This is a genomic window from Nonomuraea pusilla, assembly GCF_900109355.1.
In the GTDB taxonomy this organism is placed as follows: domain Bacteria; phylum Actinomycetota; class Actinomycetes; order Streptosporangiales; family Streptosporangiaceae; genus Nonomuraea; species Nonomuraea pusilla.
Window position 1 is genome coordinate 1 of the sequence record NZ_FOBF01000012.1, and the last position, 22,722, is coordinate 22,722.

The 22,722-nt window shown below is 74.1% G+C and carries 22 protein-coding genes; 11 read left to right on the top strand and 11 right to left on the bottom strand.

The annotated features are described in order from the left end of the window. Together BMX74_RS23975 and BMX74_RS43250 are read right to left on the bottom strand one after the other, a co-directional pair. A partial coding sequence (locus BMX74_RS23975) for a thiamine pyrophosphate-binding protein (RefSeq protein ID WP_256257246.1) occupies positions 1-239 on the bottom strand: 239 nt, incomplete at its 3' end. A 104-nt stretch (positions 240-343) separates the two neighbouring features. Then, positions 344-1,267, bottom strand: a complete 924-nt coding sequence (locus BMX74_RS43250; protein ID WP_177227486.1) for a DMT family transporter — start codon at positions 1,265-1,267, stop codon at positions 344-346. Between BMX74_RS43250 and BMX74_RS23995 the strand changes: the two genes are divergently transcribed. Then, entirely contained in the window at positions 1,266-2,654 is a 1,389-nt protein-coding gene (locus BMX74_RS23995) for an aminotransferase-like domain-containing protein (RefSeq protein WP_055502896.1), read from the top strand. The genes BMX74_RS43250 and BMX74_RS23995 overlap by 2 nt on opposite strands. A gap of 91 nt (positions 2,655-2,745) precedes the next feature. Beyond that, positions 2,746-3,405, top strand: coding sequence for a hypothetical protein (locus BMX74_RS24000; RefSeq protein ID WP_143078749.1), 660 nt, complete (start codon positions 2,746-2,748; stop codon positions 3,403-3,405). A gap of 38 nt (positions 3,406-3,443) precedes the next feature. Here BMX74_RS24000 and BMX74_RS24005 read toward each other — a convergent pair whose 3' ends face one another. The 4 genes from BMX74_RS24005 to BMX74_RS24020 form a co-directional block, all read right to left on the bottom strand. Next, positions 3,444-3,710, bottom strand: coding sequence for a DivIVA domain-containing protein (locus tag BMX74_RS24005; protein WP_091102944.1), 267 nt, complete (start codon positions 3,708-3,710; stop codon positions 3,444-3,446). Between the two features lie 77 nt (positions 3,711-3,787). After that, on the bottom strand, positions 3,788-4,741 hold the full coding sequence (locus BMX74_RS24010) for a D-isomer specific 2-hydroxyacid dehydrogenase family protein (RefSeq protein WP_091102946.1): 954 nt from the start codon (positions 4,739-4,741) through the stop codon (positions 3,788-3,790). 109 nt (positions 4,742-4,850) lie between these two features. Further along, the gene (locus BMX74_RS24015) at positions 4,851-5,966 is read right to left on the bottom strand and encodes a hypothetical protein (protein ID WP_143078750.1); all 1,116 of its coding nucleotides are present in this window, start codon (positions 5,964-5,966) and stop codon (positions 4,851-4,853) included. Further along, a complete protein-coding gene (locus tag BMX74_RS24020) occupies positions 5,963-6,472 on the bottom strand; it encodes a SigE family RNA polymerase sigma factor (protein WP_091102950.1) in 510 nt (169 codons plus the stop codon). Before BMX74_RS24020 ends, BMX74_RS24015 begins: the two co-directional genes overlap by 4 nt. 139 nt (positions 6,473-6,611) lie before the next feature. Between BMX74_RS24020 and BMX74_RS24025 the strand changes: the two genes are divergently transcribed. Next, positions 6,612-7,526 carry a sigma-70 family RNA polymerase sigma factor gene (locus BMX74_RS24025; RefSeq protein ID WP_091102953.1) on the top strand — a complete coding sequence of 305 codons (915 nt, stop codon included), beginning with the start codon at positions 6,612-6,614 and terminating at the stop codon, positions 7,524-7,526. A 138-nt stretch (positions 7,527-7,664) separates the two neighbouring features. Then, on the top strand, positions 7,665-8,144 hold the full coding sequence (locus BMX74_RS24030) for an ATP-binding protein (protein ID WP_055502890.1): 480 nt from the start codon (positions 7,665-7,667) through the stop codon (positions 8,142-8,144). Between the two features lie 175 nt (positions 8,145-8,319). Here the strand turns inward: BMX74_RS24030 and BMX74_RS24035 are convergent, their stop codons facing one another. Together BMX74_RS24035 and BMX74_RS24040 are read right to left on the bottom strand one after the other, a co-directional pair. Further along, a complete protein-coding gene (locus tag BMX74_RS24035) occupies positions 8,320-10,398 on the bottom strand; it encodes an ATP-binding protein (protein ID WP_091102955.1) in 2,079 nt (692 codons plus the stop codon). A gap of 90 nt (positions 10,399-10,488) precedes the next feature. Beyond that, entirely contained in the window at positions 10,489-11,748 is a 1,260-nt protein-coding gene (locus tag BMX74_RS24040; protein ID WP_091102956.1) for an MFS transporter, read from the bottom strand. Positions 11,749-11,825: 77 nt separating this feature from the next. On the opposite strand from BMX74_RS24040, the gene BMX74_RS24045 reads away from it, so the two are divergent. The 3 genes from BMX74_RS24045 to BMX74_RS24055 all read left to right on the top strand — a co-directional run bounded on the left by BMX74_RS24045 (position 11,826) and on the right by BMX74_RS24055 (position 15,585). Next, complete coding sequence (locus BMX74_RS24045) at positions 11,826-12,188, top strand: MerR family transcriptional regulator (protein ID WP_055502888.1); 363 nt, start codon at positions 11,826-11,828, stop codon at positions 12,186-12,188. A gap of 95 nt (positions 12,189-12,283) precedes the next feature. Continuing rightward, a complete protein-coding gene (locus tag BMX74_RS24050) occupies positions 12,284-13,084 on the top strand; it encodes an alpha/beta fold hydrolase (RefSeq protein ID WP_091102959.1) in 801 nt (266 codons plus the stop codon). 125 nt (positions 13,085-13,209) lie between these two features. Continuing rightward, positions 13,210-15,585: an ATP-binding protein gene (locus BMX74_RS24055; RefSeq protein ID WP_091102962.1), complete on the top strand. Its 2,376-nt coding sequence runs from the start codon at positions 13,210-13,212 to the stop codon at positions 15,583-15,585. A 16-nt stretch (positions 15,586-15,601) separates the two neighbouring features. On the opposite strand, the gene BMX74_RS24060 is transcribed toward BMX74_RS24055, so the two are convergent. Beyond that, positions 15,602-15,829: a tautomerase family protein gene (locus BMX74_RS24060; RefSeq protein WP_055502885.1), complete on the bottom strand. Its 228-nt coding sequence runs from the start codon at positions 15,827-15,829 to the stop codon at positions 15,602-15,604. A gap of 225 nt (positions 15,830-16,054) precedes the next feature. Here BMX74_RS24060 and BMX74_RS24065 point away from each other — a divergent pair, with 225 nt between their 5' ends. Then, positions 16,055-17,416: a VTT domain-containing protein gene (locus tag BMX74_RS24065; RefSeq protein WP_091102964.1), complete on the top strand. Its 1,362-nt coding sequence runs from the start codon at positions 16,055-16,057 to the stop codon at positions 17,414-17,416. Positions 17,417-17,463: 47 nt separating this feature from the next. On the opposite strand, the gene BMX74_RS24070 is transcribed toward BMX74_RS24065, so the two are convergent. Continuing rightward, a complete protein-coding gene (locus BMX74_RS24070; protein WP_091102966.1) occupies positions 17,464-18,702 on the bottom strand; it encodes an NRAMP family divalent metal transporter in 1,239 nt (412 codons plus the stop codon). A gap of 146 nt (positions 18,703-18,848) precedes the next feature. Here BMX74_RS24070 and BMX74_RS24075 point away from each other — a divergent pair, with 146 nt between their 5' ends. Then, positions 18,849-20,153 carry a YibE/F family protein gene (locus BMX74_RS24075; RefSeq protein WP_091102968.1) on the top strand — a complete coding sequence of 435 codons (1,305 nt, stop codon included), beginning with the start codon at positions 18,849-18,851 and terminating at the stop codon, positions 20,151-20,153. Here BMX74_RS24075 and BMX74_RS24080 read toward each other — a convergent pair. Then, positions 20,099-20,956, bottom strand: coding sequence for an NAD(+)/NADH kinase (locus BMX74_RS24080; protein WP_082534837.1), 858 nt, complete (start codon positions 20,954-20,956; stop codon positions 20,099-20,101). The genes BMX74_RS24075 and BMX74_RS24080 overlap by 55 nt on opposite strands. A 75-nt stretch (positions 20,957-21,031) precedes the next feature. Here BMX74_RS24080 and BMX74_RS24085 point away from each other — a divergent pair, with 75 nt between their 5' ends. Continuing rightward, on the top strand, positions 21,032-21,745 hold the full coding sequence (locus tag BMX74_RS24085) for a DUF72 domain-containing protein (RefSeq protein WP_091102971.1): 714 nt from the start codon (positions 21,032-21,034) through the stop codon (positions 21,743-21,745). Beyond that, positions 21,745-22,713, top strand: coding sequence for a magnesium transporter CorA family protein (locus BMX74_RS24090; RefSeq protein WP_055502881.1), 969 nt, complete (start codon positions 21,745-21,747; stop codon positions 22,711-22,713). The genes BMX74_RS24085 and BMX74_RS24090 overlap by 1 nt, the downstream gene beginning before the upstream one ends. Positions 22,714-22,722: the final 9 nt, after the last annotated feature.

The following is a 22,722-nucleotide window of genomic DNA, read 5'->3' on the forward strand; positions in this document are numbered from 1 at the left end:
GCGCCCGGCCCGCTGGTCGCCATGCACACCCCGACCTTGCCCGTGGCCTGCGCGTACCCCTCGGCGGCGTGGCCCGCGCCCTGCTCGTGCCGTACGAGCACGTGCCGGACCTCGGCCGAGTCGTGGAGAGGATCGTAGGCGGGCAGGACGGCGCCGCCAGGGATCCCGAACACGGTGTCGACTCCCACGTGCTCCAGCGCTCTCACGAGAGCCTGGGCGCCTGTCATCTTCTCGGTCATCGCTCGTTCCTGGTGATGGGACTCCAGGGGCAGCGCTCGACGCGGCCCCCTCCAGGGTCGCTCACCGGGCTTGTGATCGGGTTGGAATCGCTTGCGAAGGGCGGTCAGCGGCGGCCCTCGCGCTGGCCGAGCGCGACCAGGCCGGCGACCGCCGCGCCCGCGGCGAACGTCAGCGGGTCGAGCGCGTCGGCGAAGAACAGCGCCGACCAGCAGACGGTCAGGATCGGCTGGATCTGCTGCACCTGGCCCACCCGGGCGATGCCGCCCCGCGCGAGCCCCGCGTACCAGGCGAAGTAGCCGAGCAGCGTCGAGGCGACGGCCAGGTAGAGCATCCCGGTGACGCTGCGCGCGCTCCACGCGGGCTCCTGGACGAACACGGTCACGATCCCCGCCGGGATGCTCAGGGGCAGCAGGGCGACCAGCGTCCAGCACATGCTCTGCGGCGCGCCGAGCACCTTGGCCCGGTCGGCGCCGAGGACGTACGCCATGGCCGAGCAGCAGGTCGCCCCGAACATCGCCACGTCCCCGCCGCCGAGCGTCAGGCCGCCCGCCCCGCCGCGGGTCGTCAGGTAGGCGAGCAGCACGAGAAGGCCCGCCCCGCTGATCATCCAGAACCGCGCGGAGGGCCGTTCCCGGCCGAACGCCGCCGCGAACGCGGCGGTGAGCGCGGGCAGCAGGCCGAGGATGACCGCCGCCCTGGCCGGGTGGATCGTGGTGAGCGCGATCGAGGACAGCAGCGGGAACCCGACGGCCACGCACAGTCCCGCCGTGACGAGGTGCGGCCAGGACCCCCGGCCGGGCACCGGCGCCCGCATCCGCCACAGGATCGGGACCGCCAGCAGCCCCGGGATCAGGGCGCGCCAGACGGTCACCGCCAGCGGGTGGAAGCCCTCGACCGCCCAGGCGTTGGCGGGGAGCGCGAAGCTGAAGATCAGGACGCCCAGCGTGCCGAGCAGCCACCCGCCGGGAGCCGGTCCGCCGTTATCCGTGACCGCCTTGGCATCGATAACGCTATTCTCATTCGACATGCACGACGATAACAGCAGGGCGCTGCTAGCGTCTGCCCTGGGCGAGCTCATCAGCGCATCCCCGGTGGGCACCCGCCTGCCGTCCGTCCGGGAGCTGCAGCAGCGTTATCAGGTATCGCCGCTGACCGTTCAGCACGTCGTCCGTGACCTGGCCGCCAAGGGGCTCGTGACCGTACGTCCCGGCAGCGGCACGTTCGTCGCCGCCGCGCCGCCGCGCGGCCCAAGGCCCGCCGACCTGGCCTGGCAGCACGCCGCGCTGGGCGGGCGCACGCCTCAGGACATGACCCGCCACCTGGCGCTCCTGGAGGCCCCGCACCCCGACACGATCCGCATGTCCGGCGGCTACCTCGACGACAGCCTCATCCCGGAGAAGGCGCTCGTCGCGTCCATGACGCGGGCCATGCGCCGGACCGGCGTGTGGGGCCGCGCGCCCGTCGAGGGCACCGCCGCCGCCCGGCAGTGGTTCGCCCGGCAGAGCGGCGGGTTCGACCCGGCCGAGGTGCTGATCACGTCAGGAGGGCAGATCGCGCTGTCGATCGCCATCAGGGCGCTGACCAGGCCCGGCGACGCGATCGTCCTGGAGACGCCGACCTACCCCGGGTACACCGCGATCGCGCGCGGGCACGGCCTCGACATCCACCCCGTCCCCACCGACCGCGACGGCCTGCGCACCGACCTCCTGGAGGACGTCCTGCGCGCCCGCGTCGCCCGGCTCGTCGTCGTCCAGCCGCTGTACGCCAACCCCACCGGCGGCGTCCTCGCCCCCGACCGGCGCCGCGAACTGCTCGACCTGGCCCGCAGGCACGGCGTCTTCGTGCTGGAGGACGACTACGCGCGCGACCTGTCCATCGGCGGCGCCCAGCCGCCCACCCTCGCCTCCCAGGACCAGCACGGGCACGTCGTGTACGTCCGCTCGATCACCAAGCCGGTCGCGCCCGCCGTGCGCCTGGCCGCCCTCGCCGCCCGCGGCCCCGCCCTGGCCAGGCTGAGGGCCGCCAAGACCCTGGAGGACTTCTACGTCTCGGGCCCGCTCCAGGAGGCGGCCGTCGACTTCCTGTCCTCGCCCGCCTGGCAGCGGCACCGCCGCACCGTCTCCCGCGAGCTCGGCCTGCGCAGGGACGGCCTGCTCGCGGCGCTGCGCTCCCGCCTGCCCGGCGTGGAGGTGGCGCACGTGCCGGCGGGCGGCATGCACCTGTGGGCGCGGCTCCCCGAGGGGTACGACGACGCCGACGTCGCCGCCCGCGCGCTCGCGGCCGGCGTGATGGTGTCGGCGGGATCGACCTGGTTCACGGCCGAGCCGGAGGGCGCGTACCTGCGGCTCACGTACGGCGAGACGCCGGTGGCCCAGCTCGTCGAGGGCGCCCGCCGCCTCGCCTCCGTCCTCTGATGCGTCGTGACGAGATCCCCGTTCATCCTTCTGATGACGACCTTACGGAAATGATCGTGAATGCCGGGGTGAAACCCTAGGATCCCGGTTCGTGATGATCAGACTTCTGTCCGGCGTGGCGGCGGCGATGGTGGCGTTCTCCGGGACGGCCGCCGCGTACCCCGTCGAGGGCGCGCCCGAGCTCACCGACAACGACCTGTACAAGGCGGCCGAGCTCGCCGGCACGGCGTGCCCGGCCAAGAAGGGCACCAGCAGGGCCTCCACCGAGAAGTACCTGCGCGCGCTGGCCGCCTGCCTCGGCAAGGCGTGGCGGCAGGAGCCGGTCCAGGTCGAGATCCACTACGACCCCGGCACCAGGAAGAAGGTGCACAAGTCATGGCCCTTCCCCGTGCCAGGAGGGCTCTACGTCGCGCTCGCCGACGACTGGGTCAAGGCCAAGAGCGACGCGGCCGTCTTCTACGGCATGGCCGCCGCGTACGGCGAGTACATGCAGATCCAGGCCGGCATCACCAAGGCCGCCAGGTCGCTCGACCACCACGGCGACGACAAGGAGCTCGACGAGCAGGAGCGCCGCTACTCCTACCAGCGCGCCTGCCTGGCCGGGGCCGCCGCCAAGGCGCTCGGCCGCACGCCGAGAACCGGCGCGCCGTCGCTGAAGGGCAACGCGCTGCACTGGTTCACGCAGGGCTTCAAGGCAGGCGGCCCCGGCGGCTGCAACACCTGGAAGGCGCCCTCCTCGAAGGTGTCCTGACCCCGTCGCCCGTGCGGGCCCGCGCGGGCGACGGGACGTCAGCCCTGGGCCTGAAGCCGTTGAACGCAGTCGAGCAGGGCCGCGTGGACCTGCTCCCGGCGGTAGCCGCGGAGGACGACGTCGAACGTGGCGGCGCGGACGAAGTCCGGGGAGACCCGTTCCAGCTCGTCGGCGGTGCCGTTCAGGGTCTTCTCGACACGGTCGAACAGGTCGCGGACCGGGCGCCGGGCATAGCCGCGCATGACGACCTCGAACTCGTAGCGGTGCGGTGGTTCTTGGAGGAATCCATCCAGGGAGTCGTTCACAAGGGTGACGATGGCCTACCTCTCCCGGCTGGGCAACCCCCTCGCGATCGTCCTCCGCCGGGACCAGGGCGCCGGTGTCAGTAGCCGCGGGCCGGGTCGATGCGGCCGAGCAGCGGTTCGCCGCGCACGTAGCGGGCGACGTTCTCGCGTACCCGCTCGGCCAGGCCGCGGGTGAACAGCGCCTCCGGGTTGGCGTCGTGCGGCGTGATGAGGACGTTCGGCTCGTCCCACAGGCCGTGGCCGTCGGGCAGCGGTTCCGGGTCGGTGACGTCGAGCGCGGCGCCGCCGATCTCGCCCGCGCGCAGGGCGTCGAGCAGGGCGCCGGTGTCGACGAGCTCGCCGCGGGCCACGTTGACGAGCCAGGCGTGCCGCGGCATGGCCCGCAGCTGCTCGCGCCCGACCATCCGGTACGTCTCCGGCGTCGCGGGCGCGGCCAGGACGACGTGGTCGGCCCTCGGCCACACGCCGGCCAGCCCGTCGAAGCGCACGGTCTCCGACGCCCCCTCGACCGGCGTGCCGGAGCGGTTGACGGCGACGACGTCCGCGCCGAGCGCGCGCAGCGCGGGGATGAGGGCCCTGCCGATGCCGCCCGCCCCGACCACGGCCACCGTGGCGCCCCGCAGCCCGCCCCGCACCCCGCCCTGCCGGTCGCCCTGCCGCTCACCGCGCTGCTCGCCGTGCCGGTCGCGCTGCCAGGTGCGCCGCCTGGCGGCCCGGTGCAGGCCGTGCACGCCCGCCAGCAGCAGCGCCAGCGCGTGCTCGGCGACCTGCGGGCCGTAGGCGCCGGCCGCGGAGGTCCACAGGCGGGAGGAGTCGACGAGGCCCTCGCGCGTCCAGCGTTCGATCCCGGCCGACGGCAGCTGCACCCACCGCACGCTCGGCGTCAGGTACTCCCGCACGCCGTCGGGGCGGGAGTCGGTCCAGACGAGCGCCTCGGCCCCGTGCGGGTCGCCGACGACCTGGCCGCCGCCCGCGCGCACCGCCTCCTCGATCAGCGGCTTGCCCCCGGGGGCCACGCAGACGGTGAGCACGGGCCTGTCCCTTCGTCGCGGCGGTCGCGGGCGTCGTTCGTCCGGCGCCCGCCTGCCTTTCTCACCCTAGAACCCGGGGCTGTTCGACGGGGGAGGCCCACCCCGTGCGTCAGCCGGACGCCAGGCCGGGCAGGGCCGTGAGACCGGCGGTGGCGCCCGGGTAGGCGGTCACGCGCCGGGCCCGCCCGGTGGTGACGTCCACCGCGTAGCCGCTCATCCCGTCACGGTCCTCGACCAGCAGGGTCAGCTCCGTGCCGCTCCGCCACAGGCCGGTGCCGCCGATGGCGCCCTCCCGCGGCAGGCCGGTGACGGCGACCTCGCGCAGCTTCCTCCCTGTCCTGGTGTCGAGCAGGGTGATCCTCCGCTTCGCCAGTTCGGCGTGCTCGACCGCGGCGACCGTGCGGCCGTCGGGGGCGAGCTCGCTGAAGAAGATGAACGCGCCGCCGAAGCGCACCGTGCGGCCGGGCCGGCCGGTGACCGGCATCAGCCGCAGGTCGGTCCTGACGTACCTGACCAGCTCGGCGACGCCGTCCTTGACGGTGACGACCTCGTACCTGCCCGGCACCGGCACGGTCCTGCCGGTGCGGACGTCGATGAGCGTGCCCGGGTCCTTGGTCCCCTCGCGCGGGTCGAACACGAGGTGACGGCCGTCGTCGGACACCGCGAGCATCGACCCGATGCCGATCCGCCGCTCCTCGATCTTCACAGGGGAGACGGTCTCGGCGCCGGTGGCCAGGTCGCGCACGACATGCGCCCCGGCCTGGCGGCTGTAGTAGGCGAGCCTGCGCCCGTCCCGGCTGATCGCCAGGGGGATCCGCCGGTTCCCGGCCAGGGCGAGCGCCTGCGGCACCCGGTACCTCTTCCCGTCCTGGGTGACGACCTGCCACTCGACCGCGCTGCAGTCCAGGGTCTGTTCAGGGTTCTTCTCCACCGTGCACTGCGTCAGGTACGCGTACCTGAGCGGCCCGACCGCGCCCGCCGGCAGGTCAGGGAGGGGCCCCGTCGCCGACGCGGCCGGCCGCGCGCCGGGCGCAGGCGGCAGGACCAGGGTCACCGTCCCCGCGGCGGCCCCCACGACGAGCGCGACCCCGGCCGCGGCCAGCGCCGGCAGCCAGCGCCGGGGGCGCGGACGTCGGGTGACGATGCGGTCCGCCAGGTCCGACAGGTCCACCGGCGGGGCCTCGTCGGCGATGCCGTCGAGCGCCCTGCGCAATCTCGTGGTCATCGCAGCACCTCCTGCATCTCGGACTCCTCCATGAGCTCGGGGGCGAGGGCGCGCAGCCGCGCCAGCGCGTGATGGGTCTGGCTCTTCACGGTGCCGACCGAGCAGCCGAGCGCGGCGGCGGTCTGCGCCTCGGTGAGGTCCTCCCAGAAACGCAGCACGATCACCGCCCGCTGCTTGCGCGTGAGCCTGTCCAGCGCCCGGCGCAGCACGATCCGGTCGAGCGCCGCCTCGTCGTAGGAGACGGACCGCTCGGGCGGGTCAGCGCTGGGCAGCTCGTGGCGCGGCCGGCGCCGCCACGAGACGTACTGGTTGACCAGGGCCTTACGGGTGTAGGCCTCGGGGTTGCCGTCGCGGGCCAGCTTGGGCCAGTGCCGCGCGACGTTGACGAGGACGCTCTGCAGCAGGTCCTCGGCCAGGTGGGCGTCGCCCGTGAGCAAGTACGCGGTTCGCATCAGCGCCTGCTGGCGCGCGAGGACGAACTCGCGGAAACCATCGTGACCGGTCAATCTGATCTCCTCTCGCCCGTTGCCAACGCCGCCCGGCGGGCGGAAGGTTGCAGGCCGTCCGCGGCCGGCCCCGTCACGTCCGGGCCGCTGCCCGGGTCTACCCTGCTGGAACGCGCGTACGGAAGGGGTTCTGGGCGGGGTGGACGATCGGGAGTGGCTGGCGGAGCGCTTCGAGGAGCACCGGGGGCGGCTGCGGGCGGTGGCGTACCGGATGCTCGGGTCGGTGAGCGAGGCCGACGACGCCGTGCAGGAGGCGTGGCTGCGGCTCAGCCGGGCAGGCGCCGACGGCGTCGGCAACCTGGGCGCGTGGCTGACCACGGTGGTGGCCCGGGCGTGCCTGAACGTGCTGCGCTCGCGGGAGCACCGGCGCGAGGAGCCGTACGCGGCGCACGTTCCCGACCCCGTGGTCGGCCCAGAGTCGGGGCTCGACCCCGAGCACGAGGCGGTGCTGGCCGACGCGGTGGGTCTGGCGCTGCTGGTGGTGCTGGAGACGCTGTCGCCCGCGGAACGGCTCGCGTTCGTGCTGCACGACATGTTCGCGGTGCCGTTCGAGGAGATCGGGTCCATGATCGAGCGGTCGCCGGAGGCGGCGCGGCAGCTCGCGAGCAGGGCCCGCCGCCGGGTGCGCGGCCGGGCGCCGGTGCCCGACCCGGATCCGGCGCGGCAGCGCGACGTGGTGAACGCGTTCTTCGCGGCGGCGCGCGGCGGCGACTTCGAGGGGCTCGTCGCCGTGCTCGACCCCGAGGTGGTGCTACGGTCGGACGCCGGCGCCGGCTCCCGCCTCTCGACGGTGCTGAGCGGGGCGCGGACGGTGGCCGCGCAGGCCGTCACGTTCGGGCGGCTGTCGCCGTTCGCGCGTCCCGTGCTGGTCAACGGGGCCGCGGGGGTGGTCGTCGTGGCGAACGGGCGGCCGCTTTCGGTCATGGCCTTCACGGTGGCGGGCGGCAGGATCGCCGCCATCGACGTGCTCGCCGACCAGGACCGCCTTTCCGCGCTCGACCTGGGGGTCCTGGAGGCGGGACCGGAGTGGGGTAAGCACTACCTACGTACGTAGAAATAGGTATCCATATGGGGATTTATCACGTCCCACTTGCCAGGGCCCCGGAGGGACTGTGGAGTCGAACCACTGGAAGTGAGGACGGAAGGTAAAGCACATGTCTCAGACCCTCGCCGTTCCCGCCGGGTGAGATCGATGACCATCGGGCGGATCTGGGACCGGCTGGCGGCGCTGATGAGCGTCGGCTCGGCCGAGCCCGAGCAGGTGTCGTGGAAGCTGAGGGCCAGGCCCACCTCCGTGGCCAAGGCGCGGCGGCTCACCCGCGACCGGCTCGCCTTCTGGGGACACGACGGGGAGATCGCGATCGTCGAGCTCCTCGTCAGCGAGCTGGTCACCAACGCGCTGCGGCGCGAGTGCGGGCCGGTGCGCCTCAGCCTCTCGGTCGAGGACGGCCTGCTGCGCTGCGAGGTCGAGGACGCCGACCCGGAGCTCCCGTGCATGCGCGCCGTCTGGCCCGACGACGAGAGCGGGCGCGGCCTGCACCTGGTGGACATGCTCGCCTGCTGCTGGGGCAGCGTCCGCACGCTGAAGGGGAAGGTCGTCTGGTTCGAGTTCCCGGTCGTCGGCCAGTGCGCGGAGCAGCCGCTGGAGGCACAGCCCGCCCTGGCCGCCTGACCCCACGAGCTTGCGGGGCCGCCGCCGCGCCGCGGCCCCGCACCGAGGCCCCCGGGGGCGCCGGAGCCGACAGGTCACCCGTCTCGGGTCGGCTCCGGCGCAGCCCCCGGCCCCACCTCGACGGCCCGCCGCCTCAAGGGCGCGTGCCGCCGCCCACCTCGCCCGTGCCGCCGCTTCAGGCGGCGGCTTCCTCCATCGCGGACGCGAGCGCCCGCTCCAGGCCCAGCCCCGCCCCCGCGCGGAACGCCGCCGCGTACCCGCGCTCGCCCAGCGCCTCCCGCGCGGCCGCCACGCACCGCTCGTGCCCCTGGACGTGCGGCCACAGCCGGTCCGGCGAGGCCCCCATCGCCCGCCACAGCGGCTCCACCGCGCCGAGCCCCCGCGCGGCGCGCCCGTGATCGCCGCGCGCCCCAGCGATCCAGGCCAGGACCTCCAGGCACTGGGCGAGCCCCCACCGGTCGCCGATCGCGCCCCTGAACGCGGCCGACTCGCGCATCAGCGCCTCGGCCCTGCGCCAGTCGCCGCGGTTCCAGGCGGCCAGCCCCACCGCGAACAGCGCGTACGCCCGTGACACCTCGGCATGGTGCGCCTCGGCCAGCGCGAGGAACCGCTCGCCCTGCTCGGCGACCCGCTCGGGGTGGGCGGCGGCGCCGTACGCGGCGGTGTAGAAGAGGTTCAGCGCGAGCGCGTCGCGCTCGCCGCACGTCTCGTGCCGGGCGTGCGCCTCCTCCAGCAGCGCCAGCCCCCGCGCGGCGTCGCCAGCGGCGAACGCGGCCAGCCCGGCGGTCTGCACGGCGCACGCCAGCCCGGCGTCGTCCCCCAGCCGCCGCGCCAGGGAGGCGCACTCGCCGAGCGGCGGCTCCGCCGCGGCGAGGTCGCCCTGGTGGAGGGCGAGCAGCGCGCTCACCCACAGGCCCTCCACCCTGGAAAGGGACGGCTCGGGCGACAGGGACAGCGCGCGTCCCAGCCAGTGCCTGCCCTCGGTGAGCGACCCGGCGAGCAGCCAGTAACCCCACAGCCGGGCGGCCATCTCCAGCCCGGCGCGCGGCTGCCCCAGCAGGCCGAGGGACAGCTCGATCGCCACGCGGACGTTGGCCAGGTCGGCCTGGAGCCGCCGGTAGCGTTCGCGCTGGTCGGGGGCGAGCCGGTCGAGCCGGTTGGCCTCGACGAGGCGGCGGTGGTGGTCGAGGTAGCGGGGGCGCAGCGCCTCGGCGTCGTCGCGGGTGAGGCGTTCCAGCCCGTACGCGCGCACGCTCTCCATCATCCCGTACCGGGGGACGGCCTCCCGCGTCTCCGGCACGAGCACCGACTTGTCCACGAGCCCGGCGAGCAGGTCCACCACGTCCTCGCGGCCGATCTCTCCTCCGCCGCAGACCGCCTCGACGGCCTCCAGTTCGGCGCCGCCCGCGAACATCGACAGCCTGCTCCACAGCCGCTGCTCGGCGGGGGAGCACAGCTCGTAGCTCCAGTCCAGGGTGCCGCGCAGCGACCGCCGGCGCGGCGGCCCCGGAAGGGTGCTCTCCTCCAGCACCTCGACGTGCCGGTCCAGCTCGCTGACCAGCTGGTCGAGGGGGACCGTGCGCAGGCGCGCCGCGGCCAGCTCGATCGCCAGCGGTATCCCTTCGAGCCGGCGGGACAGCCTGGCCACCGCCGGGGCGTTCGCGGCGTCCACGGCGAACCCGGGCCGTGCCCGCGCGGCCCGCTGCTCGAAGAGCCGGACGGCGTCGTGGCGCGCGACGTCGCGTGCCGGGCCCTCGCGGGGCGGCACCGGCAGGGGCGGCACCCACAGCACCCGCTCGCCGGTCACGGTGAGCGCCTGGCGGCTGGTCACCAGGATCCGCAGGCGCGGGGCGCCCCGCAGCAGGCCGTGGACGAGGCGCGCGCACGGGTCCAGCAGGTGCTCGCAGTTGTCCAGCACCAGCAGCGTCCGGTGGCCGGCCAGGTAGTCGGCGAGCGTGTCGAGGGTGCTGGGGCCCGCCTCGCGCAGGCCGAGCGCCGCCGCGACCGCCGACTCCAGCAGGCCGCCGTCCTCCAGGCAGCCCAGGTCGACCGTCTCGACGCCGTCGGGGAACGTCCCGCGCAGGGCCTCGGCCGCCCACCTGGCCAGCCGGGACTTGCCGACCCCGCCGGTGCCGGTGAGGGTCAGCAGGCGGGTGCTCGACAGCGCCCGCCTGATGGCGGCCATCTCGTGCCTGCGGCCGACGATCGCGGGGGCCTCCAGGGTGGACGGCCCGCCCGGCCGTGGGCGGGACATGCGGCGCACCGCTCCTTCCGTCGTGCTGTCTCCGCCTTCCACGGTAGGAGCGCCACCTTCAGGTCCAGGGGGGCGTAACCCCATGCCGGGTCAAACCGGGGTCACGTCCTCGTCAGGACGGGCGGCGGGGGAGAGGGCCTGATCCCGGGCCAGACGCCGCGCCAGGTTCGGGAAGCCGTGCCGACGGGACGTCACCGTCACCAGGAAGGCCGCCGCGACGAGGACGAGGGCCCACCACGGCAACGATCCGCTGCCCGCCGTGCCGAGGAGGACGCCGCCCGCGGCGGCTCCGCCGGCGATGCCGATGTTCCAGCAGGTGACGATCAGGGACTGGGCGACGTCGCCCGCCGCTCCGGCCGCTTCGGCGGAGGCGGTCTGCAGGACGGTGGCGGCCCCGCCGAAACCCGCGCCCCAGATCGCGGCGCTGACGTACACGAGCGCGGGAACGTCCCCGAGCAGGCCCAGCAGCAGCGCGGCGGCGGCGAACAGGGAGCAGCCGGCGATCATGAGCCGGCGCAGGTGCCGGTCGACGAGGGCCCCGGTGGCGAGGATGCTCCCCAGGGAGGCGACGCCGAAGGTGAGCAGCACCACGTCGACGCGGTCGGCCAGGCCGACCGGGCCGAGGAAGGGCGCGATGTAGGTGTACAGGAGGTTGTGCGCGAGCACGAACGTCAGCGTCACCGTCAGCACCGGCGCCACGCCGGGGATCGCCGGCACCTTGCGGAGGGGGAGCCTGCTCTCCCGGACGGCGCCCGGGAAGGAGGGGACCGCGAGGATCACCCAGACGACGAGGGCCAGGCTCAGCAGGGTCATGATCCCGAACGTGGACCGCCAGCCGACGAGCCCGGCCAGGGACGTCCCGGCGGGCACGCCGATCGACAGCGCCACCGGCGTGCCCGCCATCGCGACCGCCGTGGCCCTGCCGCGCCGCTCGGCCGGCACCATGCGGCGCGCGTATCCGGCGACCAGGGCCCACAGCAGACCGGCCACGACCCCGGCGAGGAAGCGCGCGGTCATCGTGAGCGGGTAGCTGCTCGAGACGGCTGTGACCGTGTTGGCCAGTGCGAATCCGCTGATCGCGGTCAGCAGCAGCCGCCTGCGTGGCCACGTCGCCGTCGCCGCCGTCAGGGGAACCGCCGCCAGCAGCGAGCCGACGGCGTAGACCATCACGGACTGCCCGGCGGCGGACTCGCTCACACCGAGATCGGCGCTCATCGCCGGCAGGATGCCCGCGGGAAGCGCCTCGGTCATGATCGTGACGAACCCGGCGGTCGCGAGCGCGAGGAGGCCCGCCAGCGGGAGGCGATCATCGCGTGGTGACGGGCGCCTGAAGCGCGTGGCATGAGTCATGAGCCGTATCGTTGATGCTTCACATCAATGTGAAGGTCAACGCGCCGGCCCCTGGAGTCGAGAGTGAGGGTGGTCACATGCGCATCGGCGAACTCGCGAAGCTGACGGACACGCCGACCCGGTTGCTGCGGTACTACGAGGAGCAGGGCCTGATAGAGCCGCACCGGCGGGAGAACGGGTACCGCGACTACGACGACTACCTGGTCGACCGCGTCATCCAGATCCGCGGCCTGCTCGACGCCGGACTCCCCACCCGCATCATCAAGCAGATCCTGCCCTGCCTGGACAAGCCCCGCACCATCCACTTCGCCGACGCCACCCCGGAGATGCTGGCCACGCTGGAACGCGAGCGCGACCGCATGACCCGCCGCATCACCTGCCTCAGCCGCAATCGCGACGCCATCGACGACTACCTGAGAACCGTCAGGGCTCTGGCGTGACGAGCCGTCGGCCGCCTGGCCCTCGTGGCGGCGAGCAGGAGTGGCCGGGCCCCGTCTTGACCCTCACACTTGTGTGAAGGTTCTACCGTCCAGGCATGACGACGCACCACATCTGGCACACCACGCGTGGCGAGGGCATCCCCCTGGTCATGATCCACGGCTACACCATCGACCATCGGCTGCTCCTGCCGCTCGAACCCGTCTTCGACCGGCGCCCCGGGTGGCGGCGCCTCTACCTCGACCTCCCCGGGCACGGCAGGAGCCCTCGGCTGCCCGGCACGACGTCCGCGGCGGCCCTCGCGGAAGCCGTCGCCGACTGGGTGGCCGACACCGTGGGCGACGAGCCGTTCGCCGTGCTCGGCCAGTCGTTCGGCGGGCAGATCGCCCGTGCGGTCACCGCGCGGTTCGGCCGGCAGGTGCTCGGCTCCGCCCTGCTCGCCCCCGTCGTACGGTGGGGCGCCGAACGGACCCTGCCGGACGTGACCACCCTTGAGCGCGACGAGGCGCTCCTGGCAGGACTGCCCGCCGAGGACCGCGACCTGTTCGGTCTCGTCATGGCGCGCCTCACCCGGTCCGACCACGAACTGTTCACCCGTCACCTCCTCCCCGGCTGGCGGGCCCACGATCGCGGGGCCGCGGCCGAACTGGAGGCGGACTTCCTGCTCCCCGAGTGGCCGGAGAGGCACGCGCCCGCCCATCAGGGGGCGCACCTGCTGGTGACCGCTCGGCAGGACGCGCTCGTGGGGTGGGAGGACCAGATGGAGCTGCTCGGCCACTATCCGCACATGTCCGCTGCGATCCTCGACGGGGCCGGCCACAACCCGCAGGTCGAGGTCGCCGGGAGAGTCCACGACCTCGTCGCCCACTGGCTGGATGCCCTGCGTCAGGGGGCGTAGCCGTTCCATCCGGCCCGCCTGGGAACTCGGAGGGGAACCCGGAAACGGGCGGCGCATAAACTCGAAAGCGACGGTCCGATTCCGGGAACCGGTGACCTGCCCGGACGAGCCGTCCCGAGGCGGTGATGACAGAAGTGACACGCGCCTCCCGGCGCCGCCCCACGGGCAGGCTGCCGGCCGAGGTGACGAGTTTCGTGGGCCGACGGCACGAGGTGTCCGAGGTCAAGCGACTGCTGTCGAGTTCGCGCGCCGTGACGCTCGCCGGGATGGGCGGCGTGGGCAAGACCAGGCTCGCGCAGCGCGTCGGGCAGGAGGTGTGCCGGGCCTTCCGCGACGGCGTGTGGCTGGTCGAGCTGGCCGCCCTGGAGAACCCCGGCATGCTGCCGAGGGTGGTGCTGGAGGGCCTGGAGGTCCGCGACCGCACCGCCAGCCCGCCCATGCAGGTGCTCGTCGACCACCTGCGCGGGAAGCAGGCGCTGGTGATCCTCGACAACTGCGAGCACCTGGTCGAGGCGTGCGCGACCCTGGTGGGGACCCTCCTGCGCGCCGCCCCCGAGCTGCGCGTCCTCGCCACCAGCCGGCAGGCGCTCGGCATCGCGGGCGAGAGCACCATGCCGGTGTCGACGCTCCCGCTGCCCGAGCCGGGCGGGCCCAGGCCGTCCGTCGAGTCGCTCATGCAGTGGGACGCGGTGCGGCTGTTCACCGAACGCGCCCAGGCCGTGCTGCCGACGTTCACCGTCACCCCCGGCAACCAGGACCAGGTCACCGAGATCTGCCGCCTCCTCGACGGCCTCCCGCTCGGGATCGAGCTGGCCGCCGTCCGCCTGCGGGCGCTGTCCGTCCAGCAGCTGCTCGACCGGCTCGACGACCGGTTCCGCCTGCTCACCTCGGGCTCGCGCGCCACCCTGCCCCGTCACCAGACGCTGCGCGCCCTCATCGACTGGAGCTACGGGCTGTGCTCCGAGAAGGAGCGGCTGCTGTGGGACCGCGTGTCGGTGTTCGCCGGCGACCTCGACCTGGACGCCGCGGAGGCCGTCTGCTCCGGCGACGGACTGGCCCGCGAGGAGATCATGGACCTGGTGATCGGCCTGGTGGAGAAGTCCGTCCTGATCAGGGAGGAGCACCGGCCGGGCGTGCGGTACCGGCTGCTCGACACCGTCCGCCAGTACGGCCGCGAGCGGCTCGCCGAGTCGGGCCAGGAGGGCGCGCTGCGGAGGCGCCACCGCGACTACTACCGCGACCTGGCCGCCCGCGCCAGGCGGGAGCTGTTCGGCCCCGCCCAGGTGGACTGGTTCACCCGCCTCCACCTCGAACACGCCAACCTGCGCACCGCGCTCGAACACAGCGTGACGGAACAGGACGAGGCCAGGACCGGCCTCGCCATGGCCTCCGACCTGCTCTACCACTGGATCACCAGTTACTACCTGGGCGAAGGCAGGAACTGGCTGGAGCGGCTGCTCGCCGCCCACACCGAGAAGGACGACGTCCGCGGCCGCGGCCTGTGGGCCGCCGCCTGGCTGGCCGTCCTCGAGGCCGACACCGACTCCGCCGCCCGCCTGCTCGACGAGAGCCGCCGCATCGGCGACCTGCTCGGGGACGAGTCCGTCCGCGCGTACGTGGCCCTCTACTCCGGGATGATCGAGATGTGGCGCGGCGAGACGCGGGCCGCGGTCGGGCTGTACGAGGAGGCGCTGGCCGGGCACCGCGCCTGCGGCGACCCCGCCGGCACCGCGCTGGCGCTCATCCGGCTGTCGCTCGCCTGCTCCTTCCTCGGCGACTCGCCACGGGCCATCGCGCTGGGGGAGGAGTGCCTGGCCCTGTGCGACGCGCACGGGGAGGGCTGGCACCGGGCGTACACGACGATGGCGCTCGGCGTGGAGGTGTGGCGGCAGGGCGACGCCGACCGGGCCGCCGACCTGGAGAAGCAGAGCCTCGCCTTCAACCGCTCGCTGGACGACCCGCTCGGCGCCGGCGTCAACCTGGAGGTGCTGGCCTGGATCGCGGCCACGCAGGGGCACTTCCAGCGGGCCGCCCGGCTGCTCGGCGCCGTCGACACCCTCTGGCGCACCACGGGGGCCTCACTGTCCGGATACGGGCACCTGGCCGAGTACCACGACGCCTGCGAGCGGGCCACCGGCGACGCGCTCGGCGAGCAGGCGTACGCGGCGGCCTTCACGCGGGGCGCCCGCCTGCCCTACGACGACGCGCTCGGCTACGCGCTGCAGGAGGACACGAAGGAGGAGGGAGCCCAGGACAGGAAGCCCGGCCGAGCCGACCAGCAGCCGCTGACCAGGCGCGAGATGGAGATCGCCCAGCTCGTCGCCCAGGGCATGACCAACAAGGAGATCGCGGCGACGCTGGTGATCGCGCAGCGCACCGCCGAGGGGCACGTCGAGCACATCCTCACCAAGCTCGGCTTCAACTCGCGCGCCCAGGTCGCCGGCTGGATCGGCGCGCGCAACCGCGCCGCCGAGGAGCCCCCCGGCGACGCTCCGGCCTGACGACCGGCCGCCGGGGTCAGGTGGGCCGCTCGCCCGCGGCGATGGCCTTGACCTGGTCGGCCGTCATCCGCTTGCCGCCGACCGCCCAGTCGCCGCCCTTGACCTCCTCCAGGATGACCAGCGTCAGCGAGCGCATGTTCTCGCCCTCGACGGCCACCATCGCTTCGGTCAGCCTCTCCACCATCTCGGCCTTCTGCGCTTCGCTGAACACGCCCTCGATGAGCTTCACGGTGACGAGCGGCATGAGTCCGGCCCCCCTCTGACGTCGCGGTACGCCCCCCGGCACCCGCGCCGACCAGCCGACCTGCCCGCACCCGCGCCGGGCAAACCCGCCGCCGGCCGAGTCGCGGAGCTGACGGACGCGGTGGGGCGGGGCGGTGGCGGGCCGGTGCCTAGACTGGGAGGTGTCGAGCCTCCGGGCGGGCCCGTCCAGCACCACGCCGGGCCCGGCCGGAGCCGGGAGGCCGCCATGATCGAGAGCATCGCCCGGCACCTCCTCGGCCTGTCCGGCTGGGCGGCGCTCGCGGTGATCTTCGCCTTCCCGCTGCTGGAGTCCTCGGCGTTCATCGGCTTCGTCGTCCCCGGCGAGATCGCCGTGCTGCTCGGGGGAGTGCTGGCCGCCGAGCACCGCGTCCCCCTGGCCGGGGCGCTGGCCGCCGCCTGCGCCGGGGCGGCCATCGGCGACAGCATCGGCTACACGGTCGGCCGCCGCTACGGCCGCCGCCTGCTCACGGGGCCGCTCGCCCGGTTCGTCAAGCAGGAGCACCGGCGGCGGGCGGAGGAACTCCTGGCCCGCAGGGGCGGCTGGGCGGTGTTCCTCGGCCGCTTCACCGCGGCGCTGCGCGTGCTCGTCCCGACGTTCGCCGGGATGGCGCGCATGCCGTACCGCACGTTCGTCCTCTGCAACGTGGCGGGCGGCGTGGTTTGGGGCGGGCTGATGGTGCTGGCCGGGTACCTGGCGGGCGCGAGCTGGCAGCGGGTCGCCCACTGGGCGGGCAGGATCAGCCTGTCCCTGCTCGTGCTGGCCGGCGCGCTCCTCGCGGGCACGGCGGCGGTCAGGGCCCTGCGCAGGCGCGCGGCCGGAGGCGGTCCGGCGCGGCCGGGGCGCGGCCCGGTCCTCCTCCTGGTGTCCCGCTTCCCCAGGCAGGCCGCCTGGCTGGGACGCCGCCTCGACCCGGCCGCGCCGCGCGGGCTGGCCCTGACCGTCTCGGCGGTCGTCGCCGCCGTCGCGCTGTTCGCCTTCGGCGGGCTCGTCCAGGACGTCGTCGCCCGGGAGGAGACCGCGCGCTGGGACCCTGTCGTGCAGGCGTTCGCCGTGGCGCACCGCACCCCCTGGCTGACCGCCGTCATGACCACCGTGACCTGGGCCGGTTCCGCCCTGCTCCTCGTCCCCGCCCTGCTCCTCACGTCGTGGCTGCTCCTGCGCCCCAGGCGGGGCGTGGCGCTGCCCGCGTGGCGGGCGGCGGGCGCGCTGTGGGCCGCGCTGCTCGGCGCGGCGGTGCTCGCGCGGGCGGCGAAGCCGCTGGTGGCGCGGCCCGCCCCGCCGGCCGGGCAGGCGCTCGCGCACGCGAGCCGGTTCACCTTCCCGTCGGCGCACGCCACCCAGGCGCTCGCCACCTGGGGCATGGCGGCGCTGCTGCTCGCGAGCGGGCGCGGCCCGGCGGCCCGCGTCGCGCTCGGCGTCCTCGCGGCCCTGGTGGCGCTGGCGGTGGGGGCGTCGCGCGTCTATCTCGGCGTCCACTGGTTCACCGACGTGCTCGGCGGCTACGCCCTGGGCGCCGCCTGGCTCGCGGCGCTGGCCGCGTTCCTGCTGCTGCGCCGCCCGCGCTGACCCTCCGCTCCCGCGACGCCGCAAGGCCGCGGCGCCCGCGGCCGGGCTCAGCCGGTGAACGTCTGCACCAGGAAGAACACGCTGACCGCCGTCACCGTCGCCACGATCAGCCAGCCGAACACGGCCATGCGGCGCGTGATGCGCCACCGGCCCATCAGCCGCGCGTCCCTCGCGACGACCATGAGGAAGCCGAGCGACACGGGGGTGCTCAGGCCGCCCGCGAGGCTCGCCAGGAACAGCAGCGTGATGGGCCGCAAACCGGTCACGACGCAGATCACGCCCAGGAGGAGGCTCGCGGCGATCACCGCGTAGAAGCCGCGCGCCCGGCGGACCGGCTGCGACAGGCCGCGCCGCCAGTTGAACTCCGCGCCCATCACGTACGCCGTGACGGCCGCCAGGATCGGCAGGGCGATCAGGGTCGAGGCCAGCATGCCGACGGCGAACAGGTACGTCGCCGCCGGCCCCGCGACCGGTTCCAGCGCCTGCGCCGCCTCCCTGGAGCTCTGCACCTCGTGCCCCTTGACGCCCAGCGTCGCCGCGGTCGCGACGAGGATGAACCAGAACACCGCGACCGCGACGACGATGCCCAGCACCGACTGGAACGACTTCACCCGCGTCTGGCTCATGTCGGGCTGCTCCTCGGCCCGCTCGATCGACTGCCACATGTAGACGTAACCAGTCAGCGTGGTGCCCAGCAGGGCGAGCGTGGCCGTGAGATGTCTCGGCTGCAGCGAGAGCTCGGGCACGAGGGTGTGGTGCAGCACCTCGCCCCAGTCGGGCTCGGCCAGCACCGCGGCCGCGCCGAAGGCCAGCAGCACCAGCACCACGTACTTCAGCACGGACTGCACCTCGTCGAACCCGCCCGCGAGCAGCAGGGCGAGCACCGCGACGGCCAGGACGGGCGTCATCAGCCGCCAGTCCACCCCGGTCAGCAGCTCCAGAGCCGACCCGCCGGCGGCGACGTCCGCGGCGATGGTGAAGAGGTTGACCGGCACCACCGCCGCCAGCAGCACCACCTGGGCGATCCTGCCGTACCGGCAGACGACGTCGTGCTGGAGGTCGCGGCCGCTCGCCATCCCCACGCGGGAGGCGATCGCCTGAACCAGGCCCAGGATCGGGATGAGCAGCAGCACCAGCCACGACAGCGAGTAGGTCGTCGTGGAGCCGACGACCGCCAGCGTCCCGACCGTGGTCGGGTCGGCGTCGGACGCTCCCGCGATGATCGCAGGACCGGCGGTGGCCAGCAGCATGGCCGGCCCGCCTGACCTGGCCAGTTCCCGGCGCATACCCTTCCGACCTGCCACAGGGTATGGCCGTCAAACCCCGGACCCGCCCGGCGGACCGCCGCCAGCAGCGCGCCACGGGCGGGCGCGTGCACTACTGTCGCTGTTCGTCAGCCGAGGCGGGAGTGGCGGGAGGGGCCTGCGACACGATGGGCGGCAATCACGGGCACGGCGCGGCCGTGCCGGGCTCGCGGCGCGCGGTCATGGCGAGCGTGGCCGTGCTGGTTCCGCTGGCGGTCATCACGCTGGCGTGCCTGGTGTGGCTCTGGCCGTCGGGAGGCGCCGCGGGAGACCCCGCGGGCGGCGGTCCTGGTGCCGGAGCGCCGGCGCAGGTCGTCAGGGTGACCGGCACGATCACGTACGTCCAGCTCGGACGCTGCCAGAAGACGGCCGAGGGCGCCCCCAAGCCCGACCCCGCCACCTGCGGCAAGGCCACGGTCAAGGTCGCCGACGGCCCCGACGCGGGCAGGGAGGTCACGCTGCGCCTGCCCAGCGGGCCGGGGGCGCAGCGGTTCTCGGCGGGCGACGACGTGGTGCTGGTGCCGTCGGGCGGGGGCGGGGAGGCGTACCAGATCTCCGACCACGACCGGGGGTCGTCGCTGTGGCTGTTCGGGGCGGCGCTGGCGCTGGCCGTGATCGCGTTCGGTCGCTGGCGCGGCCTGTCGGCGCTGGCCGGGCTGGCCGTGACGTTCGCGCTGCTGCTGACGTTCGTCATCCCGGGCATCGTCGAGGGCAGGCCGCCCATGCTCGTCGCCATCGTCGGCGCCTCGGCGATCATGCTGACGGTGCTCTACCTCACGCACGGCTTCTCGCTCGCCACCTCGACGGCCGTGCTCGGCACGCTGGCCAGCCTCGCGCTCACCGGCCTGCTGGCGTACGCGGCCATCGGCCTGGCCAGGCTGAACGGCGTCACCGACGACACCGCGCTGACCGTGGGCATGAGCCTGTCGATCGACACGCAGGGGCTGCTGCTGGCCAGCATCATCATCGGCGCGCTCGGCGTGCTCGACGACGTGACGGTCACGCAGTCGGTCACGGTCGCGGAGCTGGCCGCCGCCAACCCGTCGTACGGCTTCGCCCGCCTCTACCGGGCCGCCGCCCGGGTGGGCCGGGCCCACATCGCGAGCGTCATCAACACGATCATCCTGGCGTACGCAGGGGCGTCGCTGCCGCTGCTCCTGCTGTTCAGCATCGGCGAGCAGCCGCTCGGCGAGGTGCTGACGACGCCGGTCATCGCCCAGGAGATCGTCAGGAGCGTGGTGGGCACGCTGGGGCTCATCGCCGCCGTGCCGATCACCACGGCGCTCGCGGCGCTGGTCGCCTCACGCCGCGACCCCGGCACCGCCCACCCCGGCGAGGAGCACGGGCACCCGCACGGACCCGGGCACGGGCACGCCGGTCAGCCGGACTCGGGGTTGCCGTCGACGCGCAGCTTGCGGCGGGCGCGCTCGTAGAACGTCGTGCCGAGGCGTACCACGTTGGCCGCGGCCGGCCAGGCGCTCACCGTGATCCGGTCGCCGGGGCACAGGTGCGCGACGACCCTGCCGTCGACCTCGACGGCCAGCCGCCCGCTCGACGACAGCACGTCGAGCGTCACCTCCTCGTCGGCGGGCAGCACGAGCGCCCGGTTGAACGCGGAGTGGGCGGCGGCGGGCACCACCAGCACGGCTTCGACGCGGGGCGAGACGATGGGGCCGCCCGCGGAGAAGCTGTAGGCGGTCGAGCCCGTGGACGTGGCGACGATGACGGCGTCGGCGGCGTACCGGACGAACGGGCTGCCGGCCGGGGTGACGCTGACCGCGGCCAGCCCCTCGCCGGGGATGCGCACCAGCGCGATGTCGTTGAACGCGGTGACCCGGGTGCCGGCGACGTCGCTCGTGATGGCCATGCGCGGCTCGGTCGTGTAGCGGTGGTCGTCGATGGCGGAGAGGGTGGCGGGCAGTTCGTCCACGTCGATCTCGGCGAGGAAGCCGAGCTTGCCGAGGTTCACCCCGAGGATGGGGGTGGGCCGTCCGGCGACCAGCCGCATGGTGCGCAGCATCGTGCCGTCGCCGCCGAGCCCCACCATCAGGTCGGCCTTCTCCGCCAGCGTGTCGGCGTCGACCGCCACGGCCGTGCAGTCGATGCGGTCGACCTCCTCGTGCAGCCCCAGCACCGTGACGCCGCGCCCGGCGGCCCAGCGCAGGATGACGTCGATCGCCTTCCTGGAGTCGCGGCGTGGGTGCAGCACCAGCCCGACCGTCCCGACCATGCCCATGCACCCCACCCTACGACCCGGCGAGAAGTCGCCGTCCTGACACGTAGGCGGGCCGCCTCTGGGTAGGCGTAGGGCATGGCGACGCTGGTGGGCACCTCGGGGTGGCAGTACAGGCACTGGCGCGGCGTGCTGTACCCGGAGGGCGTGCCGCAGCGCCTGTGGCTGGAGACGTACGCGAGGACGTTCCCGACGGTCGAGAGCAACAACGCCTTCTACCGCCTGCCGACGCCGGAGTCCTTCGAGCACTGGCGCGAGCGCACCCCGGACGGGTTCGTCATGGCGGTCAAGGCCAGCAGGTACCTCACTCACATCAAGCGGCTGGCCGACCCGGAGGAGCCGGTGGCGCGGCTCATGGGGGCGGCGTCGGCGCTGAAGGAGAAGCTCGGCCCGATCCTGCTGCAGCTGCCGCCCACCCTGCAGGCGGACCCCGCCCGGCTGGACCGCTGCCTGCGCTGCTTCCCCGCTGACACGCGGGTGGCCGTCGAGCCCCGGCACGCCTCCTGGTGGACGGACGAGGTGCGGGCCCTGCTGGAGGAGCACGGGGCCGCCCTGTGCTGGGCCGACCGGCTCGGCCGCCCGCAGTCGCCGCTCTGGCGCACCACCGGCTGGGGGTACGTGCGGCTGCACGAGGGGCAGGCGTTCCCGCCCCCGTCGTACGGGGAGGCGGCGCTGCGCAGCTGGGCGCGGCGGGTGCGCGAGGCCGGGTGGAGCGACGCCTACGTCTACTTCAACAACGATCCGGGGGGAGCGGCCGTGCGCAACGCCATCCGCTTTGCCACACTCTGCTAGTGCGTACGCGTCTCTACAGGAACGGGGTCCTGGAGAAGGAGGACTTCCCGATCGAGGAGGTCTCCGACCACCTGGCCGATCCCGACAGCACGGTCTGGTTCGACCTGTGCTCCCCCGACCCGCGACAGCTCGCGATGATCAGCGAGGAGCTGGGGCTGCACGAGCTGGCCGTCGAGGACGTCCTGTCCGACCACCAGCGTCCCAAGGTGGACATCTACGACAACCACCTGTTCATCACGGTCTACGGCGTGTACTGCGACGGCGACCGGCTCGAACCGGTCGAGGTGAACGTGTTCGTCACCTCCAACGCCCTCGTCACCGTGCGCGAGAACGACCACTTCCCGATCGAGGAGGTGGTCGCGCGCTGGGACGCCGCCTCCCGCCTGGCCGGGCAGGGCGTGCCGTTCCTGCTGCACGGCCTGCTCGACCACGTCGTGGACAGCCAGTTCGACCTGGTGCAGGACCTCGACGCGCAGGCCGAGGCGCTGGAGGAGGAGCTGTTCGACGACGAGCCCGCCGACGCCAGGGAGCTCCAGCGCCGGATGCACCGGCTGCGCAAGGACACCGCGCGGATCCGCAAGGTGGCCCTGCCGATGCGCGAGGTGATCGGCACGCTGGTCAGGCGCGACCAGCGGCTGGTGTCCGACCCGGTGATGATGCCGTACTTCATGGACATCTACGACCACGTCCTGCGCATCAGCGAGTGGGTGGAGTCGATCCGCGACATGCTGGCGAACATCAGGGAGACGCGCCTGGCCCAGCAGGGGTTCAGGCTCAACGAGATCATGAAGCGGGTCACGAGCTGGGCCGCCGTCATCGCCGTCCCCACGGCCATCACCGGCTTCTACGGGCAGAACGTCCCCTACCCGGGGGCGGGGCAGTGGTGGGGATTCCTGTTCTCCACCGTGCTCCTGGTGGGGGCGTCGGTCGCCCTGTACGCGGTCTTCAAGAAGAAGGACTGGCTCTGACCGCCCCCC

What these genes read in the sequence shown, in the direction of transcription:
- BMX74_RS23995 (WP_055502896.1), top strand. Translation starts at nt 1,266, where the DNA reads ATGCACGACGATAACAGCAGGGCGCTGCTAGCGTCTGCCCTGGGCGAG.
- BMX74_RS43250 (WP_177227486.1), bottom strand. Translation starts at nt 1,267, where the DNA reads ATGTCGAATGAGAATAGCGTTATCGATGCCAAGGCGGTCACGGATAAC.
- BMX74_RS24015 (WP_143078750.1), bottom strand. Translation starts at nt 5,966, where the DNA reads ATGACCACGAGATTGCGCAGGGCGCTCGACGGCATCGCCGACGAGGCC.
- BMX74_RS24030 (WP_055502890.1), top strand. Translation starts at nt 7,665, where the DNA reads ATGACCATCGGGCGGATCTGGGACCGGCTGGCGGCGCTGATGAGCGTC.
- BMX74_RS24035 (WP_091102955.1), bottom strand. Translation starts at nt 10,398, where the DNA reads ATGTCCCGCCCACGGCCGGGCGGGCCGTCCACCCTGGAGGCCCCCGCG.
- BMX74_RS24040 (WP_091102956.1), bottom strand. Translation starts at nt 11,748, where the DNA reads ATGACTCATGCCACGCGCTTCAGGCGCCCGTCACCACGCGATGATCGC.
- BMX74_RS24045 (WP_055502888.1), top strand. Translation starts at nt 11,826, where the DNA reads ATGCGCATCGGCGAACTCGCGAAGCTGACGGACACGCCGACCCGGTTG.
- BMX74_RS24050 (WP_091102959.1), top strand. Translation starts at nt 12,284, where the DNA reads ATGACGACGCACCACATCTGGCACACCACGCGTGGCGAGGGCATCCCC.
- BMX74_RS24055 (WP_091102962.1), top strand. Translation starts at nt 13,210, where the DNA reads ATGACAGAAGTGACACGCGCCTCCCGGCGCCGCCCCACGGGCAGGCTG.
- BMX74_RS24060 (WP_055502885.1), bottom strand. Translation starts at nt 15,829, where the DNA reads ATGCCGCTCGTCACCGTGAAGCTCATCGAGGGCGTGTTCAGCGAAGCG.
- BMX74_RS24065 (WP_091102964.1), top strand. Translation starts at nt 16,055, where the DNA reads ATGATCGAGAGCATCGCCCGGCACCTCCTCGGCCTGTCCGGCTGGGCG.
- BMX74_RS24070 (WP_091102966.1), bottom strand. Translation starts at nt 18,702, where the DNA reads ATGCGCCGGGAACTGGCCAGGTCAGGCGGGCCGGCCATGCTGCTGGCC.
- BMX74_RS24075 (WP_091102968.1), top strand. Translation starts at nt 18,849, where the DNA reads ATGGGCGGCAATCACGGGCACGGCGCGGCCGTGCCGGGCTCGCGGCGC.
- BMX74_RS24080 (WP_082534837.1), bottom strand. Translation starts at nt 20,956, where the DNA reads ATGGGCATGGTCGGGACGGTCGGGCTGGTGCTGCACCCACGCCGCGAC.
- BMX74_RS24085 (WP_091102971.1), top strand. Translation starts at nt 21,032, where the DNA reads ATGGCGACGCTGGTGGGCACCTCGGGGTGGCAGTACAGGCACTGGCGC.